Origin of the sequence: Methylobacillus draconifructus, from assembly GCF_045984385.1 — a bacterium.
Taxonomy (GTDB): Bacteria; Pseudomonadota; Gammaproteobacteria; order Burkholderiales; family Methylophilaceae; genus Methylobacillus; species Methylobacillus flagellatus_A.
This window is the reverse complement of the sequence record NZ_JBJQIJ010000002.1, coordinates 67,085-84,900: the sequence shown is the minus strand read 5'-3', so window position 1 is coordinate 84,900 and position 17,816 is coordinate 67,085. Positions and strand designations below refer to the sequence as shown.

Annotated in this window: 10 protein-coding genes and 1 pseudogene; 6 read left to right on the top strand and 5 right to left on the bottom strand. The window is 58.5% G+C overall.

What is annotated here, in order from left to right:
• Positions 1-149: 149 nt before the first annotated feature.
• Positions 150-644, top strand: coding sequence for an FxDxF family PEP-CTERM protein (locus tag ACKF11_RS04310; protein ID WP_407996091.1), 495 nt, complete (start codon positions 150-152; stop codon positions 642-644).
• A 185-nt stretch (positions 645-829) separates the two neighbouring features.
• Positions 830-1,330 (top strand): FxDxF family PEP-CTERM protein, encoded by a 501-nt coding sequence (locus ACKF11_RS04305; RefSeq protein ID WP_407996090.1) that lies wholly within the window; start codon positions 830-832, stop codon positions 1,328-1,330.
• 73 nt (positions 1,331-1,403) lie between these two features.
• Here the strand turns inward: ACKF11_RS04305 and ACKF11_RS04300 are convergent, their stop codons facing one another.
• A complete protein-coding gene (locus tag ACKF11_RS04300) occupies positions 1,404-2,960 on the bottom strand; it encodes a sensor histidine kinase (RefSeq protein ID WP_407996388.1) in 1,557 nt (518 codons plus the stop codon).
• Between the two features lie 45 nt (positions 2,961-3,005).
• Positions 3,006-3,395 (bottom strand): annotated as a pseudogene (locus ACKF11_RS04295) (7TMR-DISMED2 domain-containing protein); the annotation flags it as partial.
• Between the two features lie 104 nt (positions 3,396-3,499).
• Between ACKF11_RS04295 and ACKF11_RS04290 the strand changes: the two are divergent.
• The 4 genes from ACKF11_RS04290 (at position 3,500) to ACKF11_RS04275 (ending at position 14,748) form a co-directional block, all read left to right on the top strand.
• On the top strand, positions 3,500-4,255 hold the full coding sequence (locus tag ACKF11_RS04290; protein WP_407996089.1) for a response regulator transcription factor: 756 nt from the start codon (positions 3,500-3,502) through the stop codon (positions 4,253-4,255).
• A gap of 417 nt (positions 4,256-4,672) precedes the next feature.
• Positions 4,673-10,021, top strand: coding sequence for an SdrD B-like domain-containing protein (locus ACKF11_RS04285; protein WP_407996088.1), 5,349 nt, complete (start codon positions 4,673-4,675; stop codon positions 10,019-10,021).
• Positions 10,018-14,226, top strand: coding sequence for an OmpA family protein (locus ACKF11_RS04280; protein WP_407996087.1), 4,209 nt, complete (start codon positions 10,018-10,020; stop codon positions 14,224-14,226). The genes ACKF11_RS04285 and ACKF11_RS04280 overlap by 4 nt, the downstream gene beginning before the upstream one ends.
• Before the next feature lie 18 nt (positions 14,227-14,244).
• Complete coding sequence (locus ACKF11_RS04275) at positions 14,245-14,748, top strand: hypothetical protein (RefSeq protein ID WP_407996086.1); 504 nt, start codon at positions 14,245-14,247, stop codon at positions 14,746-14,748.
• On the opposite strand, the gene ACKF11_RS04270 is transcribed toward ACKF11_RS04275, so the two are convergent.
• From ACKF11_RS04270 to ACKF11_RS04260, 3 genes are read right to left on the bottom strand one after another with little or no spacing between them, the layout of a single operon-like run.
• A complete protein-coding gene (locus ACKF11_RS04270) occupies positions 14,638-16,050 on the bottom strand; it encodes an ABC transporter ATP-binding protein (protein WP_407996085.1) in 1,413 nt (470 codons plus the stop codon). The two genes, ACKF11_RS04275 and ACKF11_RS04270, sit on opposite strands and share 111 nt — an antisense overlap.
• Entirely contained in the window at positions 16,047-16,847 is an 801-nt protein-coding gene (locus ACKF11_RS04265) for an ABC transporter permease (protein ID WP_407996084.1), read from the bottom strand. Before ACKF11_RS04265 ends, ACKF11_RS04270 begins: the two co-directional genes overlap by 4 nt.
• Entirely contained in the window at positions 16,844-17,815 is a 972-nt protein-coding gene (locus ACKF11_RS04260; RefSeq protein ID WP_407996083.1) for an ABC transporter permease, read from the bottom strand. The genes ACKF11_RS04265 and ACKF11_RS04260 overlap by 4 nt, the downstream gene beginning before the upstream one ends.
• Between the last annotated feature and the right edge of the window lies 1 nt (position 17,816).

The following is a 17,816-nucleotide window of genomic DNA, read 5'->3' as shown; positions in this document are numbered from 1 at the left end:
TTTTATATCCTTTAATTTGTATAAGCTTATTCCAAGAAATTGCCAGGATTAGTCCATTCGGACTCAAGACAAAAAAAACTGGCTTGTTATAATTTGTCCACGTTGTAGAACAATTAAGTTTTCTCTCTTACATTTATAGGGGATTTACCATGAACTTCATCAAGGCTTTTCTGGCTTCCGTAGCGCTCATAGTTGCGGCTTCCAGTGCAAATGCTGCAACAACCAACATTGGCCCGTTGACAGAGGAATACGCCAAAATTGTATTAGTTCCAGAAAATACAACTTTTGACGATATTTATACATTTTCGTTGACTGACACTGGCGCAGATTTTTCTGTTAGTAAAATAGTTCTCTCTGGGTTCTATGATTTTTCCAAACTGACATTTTCAGTTTACTCTGGTACTGTAGATTCTTCTTCAGAGTTGTATTCAGTACCTGTATCTACTGCCAATGAAGTTGCATTCAGCCTAAGCAACCTCGGTGTGGGTAACTACTATATCCAGATTGCTGGTGAGACAAATGGTAAGTTTGGCGGTTCATATGCATTCTCCATCACTCCAGTACCAGAGCCAAGCAGCGTCGCCATGTTGCTGATCGGTTTTGCTGCGCTGGGTGCTGTTGCTCGCCGTCGCAAGACTCTGTAATTTCTGTATCAGATTTTTTCATAAATCTGAAAAATAAAAACGGCGCCAATGGCGCCGTTTTTATTTTATAAATCAGTTATATCGCTTATATGAGAATAACTATAAATTCTTTGAGATTTGGGTTCTTGATGTATAATTCGCGTTGGGGGGAATATCATCGACATTAATCAGAAAAAGGAGTTTGTATGAATATTCTCAAAAGCGTACTGGTTCCTGCAGCGTTCTTAGTTGCAGCCTCTAGTGCTTATGCTGATGTAGTAGATCTTGGCGAACTCAATGCGGGTATCAATACGTATACCGGTACTGTGGCTGCTGATACTACTTTCAGCACTAACTACACTTTCAGTCTTGCTGATGTTAGCAGCGGCATTTTCTCTTTGAGCCAATTGCCATTGTCTAACGGTGGCGTCAGTGTGCTGGATTTCAGCAACCTGACTTTCAACCTGTATAGTTCTACTGACGCTTGGTTGGCTGGTGCAGTTGCTGGTGGTGAGTTCACATTCAGCAGCCTGGCTGCTGGTGACTACTACATCACAGTTGGTGGTACTAGCAGCGGTGTTGCTGGTGGCATCTACAGCGGTGCAATCAACATTGCAGCAGTACCAGAACCAAGCAGCGTTGCTATGCTGATGATCGGTTTTGCCGCACTGGGCGCAGTAGCGCGTCGTCGCAATACCAAGCTGTAATTTAGTTTTATACTGAAGTACAAACGGCGCTCGGTGAGCGCCGTTTTTTTATGTGCTCGAGGCAGCCAGCTTTTCACTCAGGATGGCGTGGCAAGGTAAGGCGGAAACAGGTGCCTTGGCCAAGTTCGCTACGTACAATTAATTGTCCGCCATGGTTTTCTGCAATCCTTCTTGCAACATGCAGGCCCAGGCCGGTGCCGTGTATGGTCATGTTGCCTTCGATTCTGACGTATTTTTCAAAAATACTTTCTTGCCGTTCTGGTGCGATGCCAGGTCCAAAATCCTGGATTTCGACATGGCAAAAATGCTGTCCATGAAATACACGGGCGATGATGTCGGTGCCTGCCGGCGAGTATTTCAGTGCATTATCAATGAGGTTGGAAATTACCAAATTAAGAAGGTATTGGTCGCCTGATATCTCAGCCGGTGTAGTGCTAGATTCCATGATAATGGTGCGATCGCTGAAATCCCGGTAATGTTCAACAGTTGTTTGCACTAATTGACATAAATCGAGCGATTTTTGGCCAAAGCCTTGATTGGCGTGCACGCCTTCGAGCCTATCCATACTCAGGAAGTTGTCGATGATACGGCTCATGCGCTGTGTTGCCCGCCGGATTTTACGCAGGGCCGGACTGAGCATGGCGCTGGCATCCAGGTCGGGTTGGGATTGCAGCAACGTTAATCTTTGCGAGGTGGTATCAATGATGGCGAGTGGGGTGCGGAATTCGTGGGATGCCATCGCAAAGAACTCCCGCTGTGCCTGCATGAGTTCTTGTTGTTGTTCGAGGGAGTTTTCCAGCTTTACCTGCAATGTTTGCCGCTCCTGAATCTCCTCATTTAATTTGACGTTGGCGAGGGCCAGCTGCGTGGTTCTTTCCTGCACGCGCTGGTCAAGTTGCCTCTCGCTTTCCTGCGATAGCTCCAAGGCAAGTTCTTTCGCTTGCAGTTTCTTTTCGGCTTCTCTTTTTGCTATATTGACCATGCCGAGGGTTACCAGTATGAGCGACAGCAGGGACCAGGCGATGGATATGTCCATGGATGTCGTCGGCGGACCCAGTTCCAGTCCCAGGTTTTGCAGTATGACCAGGATATATGTGCCGGATCCTATCCAGAACGCGGAGATGTAGAGCAAGCGGTCAAAGTGTCGGCGGTATAGCAGCCACAGGCTGCCATAAGCCAGAATGCAAGTGTTGATGAGCGGCAGTATGTTGGTCATGACGCCGCTGAAGGGCAACAGGCGGGTGCTGACGCCGATGAAAATCAACAGCTCCAGAACGATCATGCCTTGGGTGAAACGGAAGAGCAAAGGCAAGTGCTGTTTGATCTGGAATAGGGCGGTATAAAAAATCAGTACCGAGGCCATGAACAGGAAATTCATGGATTTTTGCAGGGCATCGGCGGTGACAGGCTCCATTGGCAGTGCTATTTGCGCGGAGCCGGAAAGAAAGGCCTGCGCCGTGCAGGTAATGCACTGGTACAGTGCGTACAGCATGAAGATGCCGTGTCGTAGCCATAGCCAAAAAATGAAGGCAAAGAGCGCCAGGAACAAGCGCACGCCATAATATGCGCCAGTCAGGGTGTCGGGGCGGCTGTGTTCGCTGATGAATATATGCGGCTGCCACAAGGTCATATGGAAGTTCATGGCGCTGGTGGTCCTGAGCCGCACGTAATAGGTCTGAGCGGGGGCGCTGGCTTCAGGCAGCAGCGGGAAGATAAAGTTGCGGTGCAAGATGGGCCTTGCATTCACGGGATGATGGTCGCCCATTGCCATGCTGCTATAGCTATGATCTGGCTCAGGAATGTACAGCACGACATCATCGAGCGTCGCAGGGGATATTTCCAGCCAGTATTTGTTGTTGATAATGTCAGGAAAATCCAGCGTAAATTTCAGCCAGAGAGTGTCGTTGGTGTATCCTGCATTCCAGTCCGGCGGCAAGGGCTTGAAGGCACCGGTTTTGTCTTCGGCAATGATATCCTGCAGCGTGGCACTGCCGGATGCATCGCGCAGGTAGGAGACGGCGCCTATTTTGTCCAGCTCGATGCCTTTTTGCAGCGAATGCGGCACTTGCAGCGCATGCGCATGGAGCGGAAAAAGCAATAGGACGACGGCAAGAAAACGTAATAACCGATTGAGCAAAATAGTAAACTACCGCAGTTATGCAATAAATAATGAACGGATTCTATACGGAATTGAATAACTCTAGTCATTTGCGCGTGATTATCGTGGAGGATGATCAGGACCTCCGCGAAGAGACAGAGTTGGGCTTGCGCTCGCTCGGCATCGAGGCGACAGGCGTGGCGGATGCCGCGGCGCTTTACCGCGAACTGATCACGAAGCCCTACGATATCGCGATCCTTGATATCGGCCTGCCGGGCGAGGATGGCTTGTCCGTTCTCAAGCACCTGCGCAGCTCGAACAAAATGGGGATTGTGATGTTGACAGCGCGGGGAGCCTTGGATGACCGCGTGCAGGGGCTGAATGACGGCGCTGATGCGTACATGGTCAAGCCTGTCGACTTGAAGGAGCTGGCTTCCGTGTTGTGCTCGCTGGCGCGGCGCCTGGAGTCGATGCGGGTCGAGCGCAGAAAGCAGCCACAGCCATTGCCCGCCGTGCAAACAGCGCCAAGCTGGAAGCTATGCAAAACCCACTGGACCCTGATCTCGCCCGAAGACATTTCCATTCCGTTGACTCCCAAGGAATATACGTTTTTAAGCCGCCTGGTGGAGAAGTGCGGCCAGCCGGTGCCAAGGGCGCACATCGTTCATGCCTTTGGCGGGACTGTCGACGATTTCGATTTTCACCGCGTCGAGGTCATGATTTCGCGCCTGCGCCGCAAGGGCAAGGCCATCACGGGCGAGCTGTTGCCGATCAAGGCCCTGCCTGGGTTCGGTTTTTCCTTTACCGCGGACTGCATTCTCACTTAATCCCTTTTTGTTCCTGCTATCCGGCCTTGCGGGAATAGTCCGTCTTGGCTAGTTGTCTATTGTTGACAATGTTCCCTCACATCGCACCAAAATTTTCTTGATCCCCGAGATGCCGCATTAGGCATAGCTTCCAGCAATATTGACATCATTTATTCATGAGAACGGCTCATGAGTATTTGTGAGTTGTTGTGAGTAAATGTCAATGATCCCTAAGTTTAATTAGGGATAAATTCTCCCCGCTATAAAAGGCGTCAATCACGGCGTCTGCAAACAACAGATAGTGTCTGGGAGAAATCTGTGCAGAGCAACAACAATCAAATACAAGCATGTTGGCTGTCATGCGCTATGACTGTTTGCCAACAGCTGGGCAGGCTTGCCCAAATCGGGAACCGCCGAAAGGCCATCACACAGCGGTTGATGTTCATCATATTGGGGATGATGGCATTGCCTGCGCTGGCAAATGTGGACGTCCTGATTCCGGCGATGACGAATTCCCCCAACCCGGCGATCCGGGGCGGGGACGTGACATATTCGATCACGGTCAATAACGATGGCAGCGACGCCGCGACTGGCGTGCAGGTGCGGATCGATATTCCTGCAGGAACAACCAACCCACGGGTCAGCCTAGCGGGCGATTCTTCCGCTTGTGCTGTCGATGCGGGCGGTGCTTTTGCACTTTGTACGCTGGCGACCCTGCCAGCGCAGAGTAGCGTGGTGGCTCAGCTGATTGTGGCGGCAGGCGCGGCAACGCCGGCGACCATCACGATAGGCGCTAGCGTGTCCGCCATCAATGAAAGTCCCGACACAGGCGCAAACAATGCGCTATCACGGAATACAACAGTCAATGATGGCGCTGATATTTATCTCAGCAGTGTAACCGGCTCGCCCAATCCTGTCGTAGGCGGGGGCAATATCACCTGGAGCCTTGCCGGCGGAAATAAGGGCCCAAGTGATGCGAGCAATCCACGCATTGTGGTCACCTTGACCGACTCTCTCCAGTTCGTCTCTGGCAGCGGCAGTGATTTTAACTGTAGCGCAATTGGCCAGGAGGTGACTTGTATCAGGACGTCAGCAATTCCGGCAAGCGGCAGTTTTGCCGGGCTGGCGCTGGTAACGAAGGTGCTGGACGTGACCTCCGGCAATGTCATCATTACCCCGCGTATCAGTTCCTCGGTTGATGATCCCGATGCCAATAACAACCAGTTGCCTGCAGCTCCACCAGTTGCGATCAATGCAGGCGCCGATCTTCAGATCACCCAGACTTCACCGACATCCGTCGCAGTTTCCGAGCAGGAAGTCACGTTCAACCTGGCTGCCACGAATAACGGCCCAAGCGATGCCACCAATGGCGTCACGGTCACTTATACACTGCCTGCAGGATTTGATTTCGTATCCGCTATACCGACCGGCCCCAACTGGCAAGCGTGTACTACCTCAGGTTCTTCTGCAACGGGTATCACCATCACGTGTAATAACCCCGATAATTTTGCGGCAGGGCGCAATGACCCGATTGAAATTAGGGTGAGGGCGCCGGAAGCCACGACTCAAATCACCTCTTACGACCTGACGGCTGGAATAGCGCATAACGCAGGTAATCCTGACGATCCTATCCCTGCCAATAATCAGTCCATATTGCCGCTACAAGTGGGGCCGGATGGTGCCGGGCTTTCCATCAGCAAGACACGCAACCCCAATCCGGTGGCGGAAGGCCAACTCATCAACAGTGTGCTGCGCGTGACCAACCAGGGACCAACCCCTGTGGCCGCCGCCAATCCGGGTACGGTGCAGGTTACCGATACCATCAACCTGGCGGATGAGGAGTTTGTCAGCTACTCGGGTACGGGCTGGACTTGCAACAATGTGACCAGCGGCAACAACCTGGACGCTGCAGTATCGGCGGTCACTTGTACCTATAGCCAGGCGCTGGCGACCAGCGGTAGTGGCGCGACGAGCAATCCCCTGACGATTGTGACGCGATCCAAGGTCAAGGGCGTTGCCTATGATGCGACCAACAATGCGGAAGTGGCATGTAGTGTTGGTGCCAAGTGCTGGTATCCAGTCAAGACCACTAGTTCCACCGCCGCTGTCACCCAGGAATCAAATTCGATAGACCTCTCCATCACCAAGGCGGTCGCGACGCCAGGTGGCGTCAATGAGCGTCTTGAGTCGAACGAATCCACCATGACCTATACCCTGGTGGTGCGCAACAATACGGCGACAGTGGATGCTGAAAATGTGGTGGTCAGGGACCCGCTGCCGCGCTGGCTGTCAGGCACAGTGCTGCCTGCCATGAGCAGCATCCCCAGCGTGAACAATGCTGGCGGAGGAGATGCGACCTTCAGCTGTGCGATCGTCGAGACCTCGGTATTGCAATGTACCCAAGCCGCAGGTACCAAGCTCAGGGCTGGCGATATTGCGACCTTTACCATTCCAGTAGGCCGACCGCTACAGGCTGGCGCCTATACCAATACGGCAACGGTTTCCTCCACGAGCCAGGGCGATGTCAACACTGCCAATAATTCCGCCTCGGTCAGCGGCACGATAGACCCGATTGCCGATGTCGAGATGGTGTCCAAGATCCCGACGCCGGCAACGCCGCAAGCTGGCACTGACGTCAGCTATGTATTGACCTTCCGCAACAATGGTCCTTCGCCTGCGCAGAACGTGACAGTAAGCGACAATTTTGTGGTTGGGCCGAACGATCCCGGGTTTACTGTGTTGGCGATCAACCCGGTGAACTGGACAAGCGGCACTCCCAACTGTAGCGGCCTGGTGGTCGGCCAAAGCTATGGGGCAGGTTCGTCCGCAACCTTGACATGTCAGGGCGGGCAGCTCAATAACGGGGAGCAGCGCACGGTCACGGTGTTGGTGAGGCCCAATTGGAAGAGCGGCCAGGGTGCGGGCGACACCTGGAGCATCAGCAATACGGCCAGCATTACCACAACGACCGCCGAGAATGTCGACGGTACGGACGGTGGCAATAACAGCAAGAGCGCTACGGTGACCGTAGCGGCGGCCGATATCGATATGCTGGTCGAGATCAGCGACAACGTCGACCCTCTTGGCTATGACGCCAGCAACAATGGCGACAATCCGCAAAACGACGTGATCTATGCCGTCAGGCTGCATAACAACGGGCCTTCCCTGGCGACTGGCGTCCAGTTCACTTATGAGCTGACGCCGAAAACCGGCAAAACCCTGCGCTTCCTCGGCGACAGTCCGGTAGCCGGCGCTCCCTCAGGCAGTATTTGCAACAATGTCGGCCAAACCGTGACTGGGCCTGCGACCCTGCTGATTACCTGTACGTATGTCGGCGAGGACGCCAAGCTGGTCAGCGGCGTTGATCTGCGCCGCTACCTGTCGGTACGGATGTTGACCGAGCCGGAGTCCAGCGGCGATGTGCACCCGAGCAAGGTGACCGTCAGAGCCAACGAGACGGACCGCAACCTGCTCAATAATAGCGAAACCGAAACCACGACCGTCCGCAACGATATTCCCGTCAATAACCTGTCCGTTTCAGGCCGGGTATATGTAGATGTCAACGACGACGGCTTGCTGGGCGCGGGCGAGGTTGGGATCGGCGGCGTCACCATTACCCTCACGGGCACATCCTCTGATGGCACGCCTGTCAGCCGCACCATCCAGACAGCACCGGATGGAAGCTATACCTTCGCAGGCTTGCCGCCTTCGAATGACGCCGGGTACACGATTGTGCAAACGCAACCTGTCGGCTACACCGACGGCAAGGATCAGGTTGGCAGCCTGGGCACGCAGTCAGGTATCTCGCCAGGCACAGTTTTGCCCGCGGGCACTGACAGTTTCACGGTGGTACTGACCAACCAATCCGGTACTGGGTACAACTTTGGCGAAGTGCCTGCCGGCACGCTGGGCAGCATCAGCGGCCATGTTTGGCTGGATGGCAATCACGACCGCGTATTCAATAGTGTTAGCCCAGATGCCACTGACCGTCCGCAGGCCAACTGGGATGTGGAGCTATGGCGCGATGGCGTACGCGTTGCCACAGCCAGGACGGATACCAATGGAGCCTACAGCTTTACCAACCTGCCGCTGGGCTCCGGCTATCAGGTCCGCTTCCTGAATCCCAATGGGCAACTGGCGGGTCATGCGCGTCCCAACGAGCAAGGCTTGTCGTATGTCAATGGGCAGGTCAGTCCGGCGAATCCGGCTGGCGCCAGCAACCTGGATGGCGGGTTGAGCAACATTACCCTGACTGCCGGTACCCCTAATATCACCCAGCACAGCTTACCTATTGATCCTGCCGGGGTGGTATACGATGCCGTCACTCGCCTGCCAGTGGCTGGCGCCGTTGTCACGATCCGCGGCCCTGCAGGATTTACGCCTGCTAGCGATCTGGTCGGAGGCAATGTCTCGCAGACAACAGGCGTGGATGGTATTTACCAGTTCCTGCTCAATGCCAGTGCGCCTGCCGGTGTATATACCCTGGAAATCACCAGCTATCCTGCGAATTACATACCGCAGCCATCCAGCATGATCCCGGTATGCAATGCGACGCTCAATGTTGCTAGTGTGTTGGCTGGTGGTGCCGACCCCGCCATGATGCAACAGAACGATGCTGCCCCTGCAGTCGGGGTCGGGCCTCATGACCCTGCAGCTTGTTCTACCAGTTCGAGTGATGGTTCGTTTAACAATGGCAGCGGGGCGCTGGCTGCTGCGATGACCCGTTACTATTTCAACTTCACTATCGGGCCTGAATCGGCCGATGTGATCAATAACCATATCCCGCTGGACCCTGTCATGGGCGGCATCATCCGCATCGTCAAGACGACACCTCTGGTGAATGTCGTACGCGGTGACCTGGTGCCCTACACCGTGACGGCGACCAGCTCGGTGGCGATCAACAACATTACCATTACCGACCGCTTGCCGCCCGGCTTCAAGTACCGCACCGGTTCCGCATCAGTGAACGGCGTGCGTATCGAGCCCGAGGTGAATGGCCGCGACCTGGCTTGGGCGAACCAAACATTCAGTGCCGGCGAAACCAAGACCTTCAAGTTGATCCTGGTGGTGGGTACTGGTGTGGGAGAAGGGGAATACACCAACCAGGCCTGGGCGGAAAACGCCTTGGTTAGCACGCTGGTTTCCAATATCGGTTCCGCCACGGTCAAGGTCACGCCAGACCCGACCTTCGACTGCTCCGACATTATCGGCAAGGTGTTCGACGACAAGAACGCCAACGGTTACCAGGACCAGGGCGAACCGGGTATTCCCAATGCGCGCGTGGTCACTGCGCGCGGCCTGTTGGTCACCACCGATGCCGAGGGTCGCTTCCACGTTACCTGCGCGGACATTCCCAACATGGATCGCGGCGCCAACTTCGTCATGAAGCTGGACGAGCGCACCCTGCCTTCCGGCTACCGCGTGACAACCGAGAATCCGCGCGATGTACGCGTCACGCGCGGCAAGATGGTGAAGCTGAACTTCGGTGCGACCGTGCACCGCGTGGTTCGCCTCGACCTGAATGACCAGGCGTTCGTGCCCGATGGCATCGACCTGCAACCGCAATGGCAGCATGCGTTTGCCGACATGGTCAAGCAACTGGATGGCCGGCCTTCGGTATTGAGGGTTGCCTACGATCCGGGCGGCGGGGGGGAGAGGCTCGCCAAGAAACGCCTGGATGGTATTGCCAAGGCGGCGCGCAAGCTCTGGAAAGAGACACATAACAACAATAAGGATGAGGCAGCCTTCCCGCTGATCATCGAGACAGCAGTGGAGGTGCAGCCATGATGAAGAAGCGAGCAATTGCTATCGCCATCAGCGTGATGATGAGCGGGGCCAATGCGGAATCATTGCTGATCAGCGACCGGGGCTATGCGGCATCGATGTTGCCGACGCGCGATATGCCCGTGCCTGATTTCGGGCAGGAAACCGGCAAGCGCATCGACCATGGCCGCGTGGATTTCCATGGCATGCCTTCCCCTGCGGAGCGGCAGGGTCCGACCAGCTATCCGCTGCCTTCCGGCATCAACAGCAGTGCGCTGGAGCGCATGCGGGCCGCAGCGGCCAATGTGCCGCAGGCTGAGCCGCAAGTGCTGACAAGGCTGGTGGAAAACAGCGGCGCGGCGCAGTTCGAATCCGGCAAGGCCGATCTGACCGCCAGCTCGGTTGCCGAGCTGGAGGAGCTGGCAGCCCAATTGCAGGGCAAGAGGAATGTGCGTATCGACATTGCCGGGCATACCGACAACCAGCGCCTGTCGCCCAACGCCAAAAAGATTTTCCGCGACAACCAGGGTTTGTCCGAGGCACGCTCGCTTTCCGTGGCGGCATTCCTCAAACAGAAGCTCGGGTTGGATGACGGCCAGTTCAGCATCAGCGGCTATGGCGAGAGCCAGCCTGTCGCAGGCAACGACACGCCTGAAGGCATGGCGCAAAACCGCCGCGTGATCATCCGCGTCTGGTTCGACGAGCAGGAGATCATTCCGGCGGAACCGGTAGCCGTGGCGCCGCCTGTGCGCAGCGCTTGCGAAGCCACGTCCGTGGCGAGGGCGGGAGCGCCTTTCCGCATCAGCATCGACGGCGAACCGGTCAATCTGGATGACGGCCCGCTGGAAGCGGATAGGCAGCGTTGCACCGACGTGGCGCTGGAAAAGGCCGACATCCAGGTGCGCTACGATAATCTTTCCACCCTGCCGCAGATGAACGTCTGGCAGACGACCAATGGCGTGGTGCGCGGCGAGGAGGCCCAGTTCCGCGCCTGGGCCAACTACCTGCCGTGGATCAAGAAGGCGGAGATCCGCCTGTTCAAGCCCGGCCAGCAACCGCAGGAGAACCCATTGGCCGTGCTGCCGGTGGATTGGAACAGCGTCACCAAGTGGCAGGCCAAGGTCGAGGACACCGACCAGGTGATGTTCCTGCTGCGCGTGTACGACGAACAAGGGCGCTTCGATGAAACCGTGATGAAGCCGCTGGAGATACTCTCGCATGCCACGCCACGTCTAGTGAACGACCTGCAGCCGGGTAAGGAGGAATTGATCGGTTTCGGCGAGAACAGCCTGAGCCTGCGCAATATCCCGGTCAAGGGCGGCACGGTGACCGTCAACGGCCGTTATATCCAGCCGGGCCAGCGTATCGAGACCCTGGGGCTCAACGTGCCCGTGGATGCCAACGGCCGCTTTGCCATCAAGCAGATCATGCCGCCCGGGCCAAACAGCGTGGAGGTCAAGCTGGTGGAAGCGGATGGCGAGTTCACCAGCTTCCGCCGCAACCTCAATATTGCCGACGACGATTGGTTCTATATCGCGATCGGCGACATCACCGCGGGCAAGAACAACGTGCGCGGCCCGGCGCAATTGGTGACCGGCGATAACCAGCATTACGACGGTTCCAGCCATATCGACGGCCGCGGAGCCTTCTACGTCAAGGGCAAGGTGAAGGGTGAGTATTTGCTGACTGCATCCGCGGATACTCGCGAACAGCCGTTGGAGCACCTGTTCTCCAATTTTTCTTCTAAAGATCCGCGCTACCTGCTGCGCAACATCAACCCCGACCTGTATTACCCGGTCTACGGCGATGACAGCACGACAGTGGACGATGCGCCTACCCAGGGCAAGTTCTACGTCAAGCTGGCGCGCGGCGACTCCCATGTGATGTGGGGCAACTTCAAGACCAGCTGGAGCGGCACCGAGCTGCTGCAATACTCGCGCGGCCTGTATGGCGCCAACGCCAAGTACCGCTCCGACAGCACCACTAAGTACGGCGAGAAGGCGACGACGGTAGACGCCTTTGCGGCCGACCCGGGCACCCTGGGCGCGCGCGACGAGTTCCGCGGCACCGGCGGTTCGCTGTACTACCTGCGGCACCAGGCGCTCACCATGGGGTCCGAGCGCATCTGGGTGGAGGTGCGCGACCGTGATTCCGGCCTGGTGATCGAGCGCAAGCTGCTGGCGCCTGCGCAGGACTATGAAATCAACTACCTGCAAGGGCGGGTGGTGTTGCGCGAGGCGCTGACCTCGACCGGTGCGGCTTCGACCCTGATCAGCACCGCCTCGATCAACGGCAACGAAATCTACCTGGTAGCGAACTACGAGTATGTGCCGGGCCTGACCAGGGTGGATAATTTCTCCACCGGCGGACGCGTCTCGCACTGGGTGAACGACTACCTGCAGATCGGCATCACCGGCTTCAAGCAAGGTCAGGGAATGCTGGAGCAGAGGCTTAACGGCCTGGACGCCACCATCCGCTATACGCCTGGCACCTTCATCAAGCTTGAAGCTGCCCATTCCGAAGGCGCGGGCGACGGGGCGCAGACATCGCTGGACGGCGGTTTTGCATTCAACAGCCTCACGACCAACGGCGAGCCGGCCAAGGCCTACCGTATCGAGGGCTCGGTTGACCTGGCAGACGTGACCGACAAGGCCAAAGGCAAAGTGACCGCTTACGTGCAGAACCGCGAACGCGGCTTCTCGGGGCCGGGCCAGATCACCACCACCGGCGAAGCGGTCGACCAGCACGGCTTCAAGGCCAATGTGCAGGTGGCCGACAACACCTTCGTTGATGCCAAGGGCGATGTCAGGCGCGCGGACACCATAGATACCCAGGCGGTGGAAGTCGGCGTGCGTCAGAGGCTGGACTCCGAATGGCAGGCCGGCGTGGCCGTGCGCCAGGACGACAGGAACGTGCATGTCACCAACGCCAGCAGCCTGCTATCGCGCAACGGCAACCGTACCGATGTGCAGGTGCGCATGGACTACACGCCAGACGATCATGAAGCCGAGGTGCAGGAAGGCGAGCCCTTGCCCAAGAAGGACTGGAGCGCTTACGGCTATCTCCAAGGCACGGTGGCGCGCGACGGCGAGCGCGAGGACAACAACCGCGCCGGCATGGGGATGAGCTGGCGCGTGAACGACCGCCTCAAGCTCATCGCGGAAGGCTCGCAAGGCAACCTGGGCCCCGGCGTGAAGATCGGCGCGGATTACCGCCTGTCTGACCGCAGCAACGCCTATACCAACTATCTGGTCGAGAACGAGCGTCCGGACAACGCCTGGCGCGGCCGCCAGGGCAGCTGGGTCACGGGGACCTCCTACCGCGTCACCGACGAGATGCGCGTGTTCGGCGAAACGCGCACCGTGGACGGTTCCGGGGTGCAAAGCCTGGTCAACGCCTTCGGCCTGGATTATGCCGCCAACGATTTCTGGAACTATGGCGTCAAGGGCGAAGTGGGCAAGGTGTCGCATCCGTTGTCCGGCGACCTCAAGCGCAAGGCGGTGAGCTTCTCCATCGCCTACAAGCGCGACAACACCAAATACAGCGGCAATATCGAATATCGCGACGAAAGCAGCAACACCACGGGCGACCGCGACACCTGGCTTATCCGCAATACCTTCGGCCATCAGGCAACGCCGGAGTGGCGCCTGCTCGGCAAGCTCAACTGGTCGGTCTCCAACAACAGCCAGGGCGCGTTCTACGATGGCGACTACCATGAGATCGTGACGGGCGCCGCTTACAGGCCGATCGACAACGACCGCTGGAACACCTTGTTCAAGTACACCAACTTCTACAACCTGCCGTCGCCCGGCCAGTTGTCGCCTTCCGGCTTTACCGCGGATTACGCGCAGCGCAGCCAGGTGCTGTCCATCGACACCATCTACGACGTCAAGCCGTGGCTGTCGCTTGGCGCCAAGTACGCTTTCCGCATCGGCGAGCTGAAGGACAGCAAGGTGGACGGCCAATGGTTCTCCAGCCGGGCCGACCTCATGATCGTGCGCGCTGACTGGCACTTCGTGAAGGAATGGGATGCCGTGCTCGAGCTGCGCAACCTGCGTGCAACCGAGGCCAAGGACTCGCGCGCCGGCGCATTGGTCGCGGTCTACCGGCATATGGCGGAAGGCGTCAAGGCAGGCGTAGGCTACAACTTCACCAACTACTCGGACGACCTGACCAACCTCTCGTACCGCAGCCGCGGCTTCTTCATCAACGTCATCGGCACGATGTAAGGCAGGCCAGGACAGCGGGTGAGGTTGGAACTAGAGTATCTGGAGCAGCTGCATGTCAGCCGCGCGACATTGTCCGGCGCCATGCGGCTGCTCGAATACCAGGCGATGGTGCAGGCTGTTCTGGCCGAGATGTCCGCACGCAGGACGACCGGCATTGTGCTCGACCTGCGCGAGGTGGCGTTCAGCCTGAGCTTTGCGGAAACTTCCGGCTTGCCGGACCTCAACCTGAAGCTCGGTGTGCCCCTGCATTACCGCGTGGCCCTGGTTTACCTGGATTACTCCGCCAAGGCGGCGGGTGTCCGGCTGTACGAGGTCATCGCCGGCAACCGCGGGTTCTATGCCCAGAAGCTGTTCACCCGATATGCCGCCGCCATGCAATGGCTGGCGCCGTCCCTGGAAAGGGATGTGCGCTCAGGCACGCTGGATGGCGATCTGGCGTTGCATAGTCCTGCCCGCCAGCATCCTGTCGTGGGTGACGAGGAGAATTGCCGTTTCATTGGTGGCTGCCATCTCCAGCAATAAATCCATGGTCTCCTGCTGGCTGATGGGGTCCAGGCGTGAAGTCGGTTCGTCGGCAAAGATCAGCGCGGGCGAGAGCAACAATATGCGCGCCAACGCCAGCCGCTGCAGCTCCCCACCGGAAACCTGGCTCGGCAGGCGGCGCAGCAGTGCTTCATCCAGCTTGAGCCTTGCCAGTAATCGAGGAAGCGTGGCCGGGTCGAGTTTGTGCAGGCGGATGATGTCGTCAAATGCCTGCTTGAGCGTCAAGCGCGGCGCGAATGCCGAAACCGGGTCCTGGTAAAGTTTTTGCAGCTTGAGTTTATTGAGCTCTGGTGCAATCGTGATGCTGCCCTGGTCCGGCGACACCAGGCCCAACAGCATATTGCCCAGCGTGGTCTTGCCCGCGCCGCTCGGGCCGCTGATGGCGATGCGTTCGCCCGCGTGGATTTCCAGGTCAACGCCGCTGAATAACGTATGTGCGCCGTAGCGCTTGCCCAGCCCGCGGGCTTGCAGAATGGTCTTGTCTGTCCCTTGGCCTGGGGTTGCCGGGGGCCAGTGTTCGGGGTCGGCGGCGAGCAGGGCGCGGGTGTATTCATGCCGCGGGTTTTCCAGTACCTGCTGCGCAGGGCCTTGTTCCAGCACATTGCTGTCGCGCATCACCATGATGTCGCCGCCGAGCACCTGGGCCACGTGCATGTCGTGCGTGATCGTGAGCACGCTGCCGCCGTTCTGCAATACCGATTGCAATACGGTGAGCAGGTTGTCGCGCGCATCGGCGTCCAGGCCCTTGGTGGGCTCGTCCACGATCACGACCTGCGCGCCGCCTGCGCGCGTGGCGGCAAATGCGACGCGTTGCGCCATGCCGCCGGAGAGCATGAAGGGATATTTCCCGTCCGCGGCAGCGACGCCAAGCTGGTCCAGGTCTGCGCTGGCTTGCGTTTTAGCTTGCGCCATGCCCATATGTGCGTGGCTGACGTAGCGGTAAGACTCGGCCACCTGCTTGCCCGCGCGCATGCTGGGGTTGAGCGCCAGCCAAGGCTCCTGCGGCAGCATCGCCAGGGTGTGGCCCCACCACGGGCGGCGGCCTGCAGCGTCTTCCGCACTTGAAACCGCATTGCCCAGGCGGATTTCCCCGCTGACCCTGAGGCCGGGAGCGAGAGAGCCCATGATGGCCTGCACCAGCAGCGATTTGCCCGAACCGCTGCCGCCGATGATGGACAAGGCGACGCCGGGCTTCAAGGTGAAGCTGCACGGCTGCACCAGCCAGTTGCCTGTGCCGTCCCTGACGGCCAGGTCCTGGACTTTCAACTCCGGCGCGCTCATGGCATCTCCTTGCGCCCGCCCAGCAATGCCAGCGCGAGCATGATCAGTCCCAGCGTGACGACCGGGCTCGCGATCAGCCAAGGGGCTTCTTCGTAGTAAGGGAACAGTTCTATCATCATGACCCCAAGTTCCGGCGTGGGCGGGCGCAGGCCGACGCCGACAAACCCCAGCGCGGCCAGCGCGAGAATCGCGGTGGAAATGCCGAACAGCATCAGCGTGCCGACGACGGGCGCGAGTTCTGGCAGCAAATGCCGCCGCAACAGGTAGAGCTTGCCGAAGCCCAGCATGCGCGCGGATTCGACCGGCGCGCTGACCAGCGTGGCCTTGATGCTGGCGCGGCTGACGCGGAAATATTCCACCCACAACGCAAACGACAAGCCGATGTAAAGCGACCAGAACTCGCCCTGGGCGAACGCGGAAAACAGCAGTACGACCAGCAGCACCGGTAGGGTCATGACCGCATCGGCGATGCTGGTGAGTACAGCTTCGATTACGCCGCCGCGCCAGGCGGCAAGCAAGCCCAGGCTGATGCCGATGACGGCGGCGGAAAGCACGGAAAGCGCGGCCAGGCTGAACGAGAGCTGCAAGGCGTGCACCAGGCGGGCCAGCATGCTGCGGCCGAGGTGATCGGTGCCCAGCGGCTGCTCCAGGCTGGGGGAGCGCAACACCCGGTCAAGGTCCTGCGAAACCGGGTCTGTGGCCAGGGCAGGGCCGAGCAGCCCTGTCAGGATAATCAGCGTCAGCAGGATCGCGCCGCTGCGGCGGGCGAGCGTCAGGCTTTGCCAACAGCCGCTCATGCGTCAGCCCTCCTGGTGACCAGGTAACGCTGGCGCGGGTCGGCCAGCAGGCAGGCGATGTCCACCAGCGTGTTGCAGAGTACGAACAACAGGCCCATGACGATCGCCGTGCCCTGGATCATCGGGATATCGCGGCCGAACACCGCGTGGGCGAGCGCATGGCCGATGCCGGGCCAGGCGAATAGGCTTTCGATGATGATCACGCCTTCCATGAGGAACACCAGTTGCACGCCGAGGTAGGCGATCACCGGCACTGCGGCATTGCGTACGCCGTGGCGCAGCAGCGCCAGCAGGTCGCTCAAGCCCTTGGTACGCGCGAAATTGAAATAGGCTGATCGGCGCACTTCCACCATCGCATCGCGCGCCACGCGCGATGAAACAGCGGCAAGCCCTAAAGCCAGCGTGAGGGCAGGCAGCAGCAATCCGCCGTGCTCGTGATTGGCGTTGGCCGCATTGGTGATGCCGAGTTGGCTCGATAGCAGCAGGATCAGCAGAATGCCGAGCAGGAATGGCGGAAACGCGCGCAGGACGACCGAAAGTGCGAGCGAAACCCGGTCCAGCCAGCCGTGCGGGTTGAGCCCCGCGACCAGGCCGACGGGCAATGCAATCGCGATGGATAAAGCGAGCGCACTGAGGGCGAGCTGCAGGGTATGGCCGAATTGCTCGCGGATTTCATCGATGACGGGCGCGCTGGTGAGGTAGGAGTCGCCGAGGTCGAATTGCAGCAATTGCTGCCACCAGAGCAGCAGGCCTTGCAGCAACGGCCGGTCCAGTCCCAGCTCGGCCCGTACTGCGTCGGCCGCGGCGGCGGTGACCATATCGTAGCCGTAGCGCCCTGCGGCTATGCGAAACGCCAGGTCGCCCGAGAGGCTGTGCATGAGGAAGAAAGATACGGTGCTGACCAGCAGCGCGACGATCACGGCTTGCAGGCAGCGGCGGAACAACAGACGGCTGATGATGTTGAGCATG

What these genes read in the sequence shown, in the direction of transcription:
- ACKF11_RS04310 (WP_407996091.1), top strand. Translation starts at nt 150, where the DNA reads ATGAACTTCATCAAGGCTTTTCTGGCTTCCGTAGCGCTCATAGTTGCG.
- ACKF11_RS04260 (WP_407996083.1), bottom strand. Translation starts at nt 17,815, where the DNA reads ATGCTCAACATCATCAGCCGTCTGTTGTTCCGCCGCTGCCTGCAAGCC.
- ACKF11_RS04270 (WP_407996085.1), bottom strand. Translation starts at nt 16,050, where the DNA reads ATGAGCGCGCCGGAGTTGAAAGTCCAGGACCTGGCCGTCAGGGACGGC.
- ACKF11_RS04300 (WP_407996388.1), bottom strand. Translation starts at nt 2,960, where the DNA reads ATGACCTTGTGGCAGCCGCATATATTCATCAGCGAACACAGCCGCCCC.
- ACKF11_RS04285 (WP_407996088.1), top strand. Translation starts at nt 4,673, where the DNA reads ATGTTCATCATATTGGGGATGATGGCATTGCCTGCGCTGGCAAATGTG.
- ACKF11_RS04265 (WP_407996084.1), bottom strand. Translation starts at nt 16,847, where the DNA reads ATGAGCGGCTGTTGGCAAAGCCTGACGCTCGCCCGCCGCAGCGGCGCG.
- ACKF11_RS04290 (WP_407996089.1), top strand. Translation starts at nt 3,500, where the DNA reads ATGAACGGATTCTATACGGAATTGAATAACTCTAGTCATTTGCGCGTG.
- ACKF11_RS04305 (WP_407996090.1), top strand. Translation starts at nt 830, where the DNA reads ATGAATATTCTCAAAAGCGTACTGGTTCCTGCAGCGTTCTTAGTTGCA.
- ACKF11_RS04280 (WP_407996087.1), top strand. Translation starts at nt 10,018, where the DNA reads ATGATGAAGAAGCGAGCAATTGCTATCGCCATCAGCGTGATGATGAGC.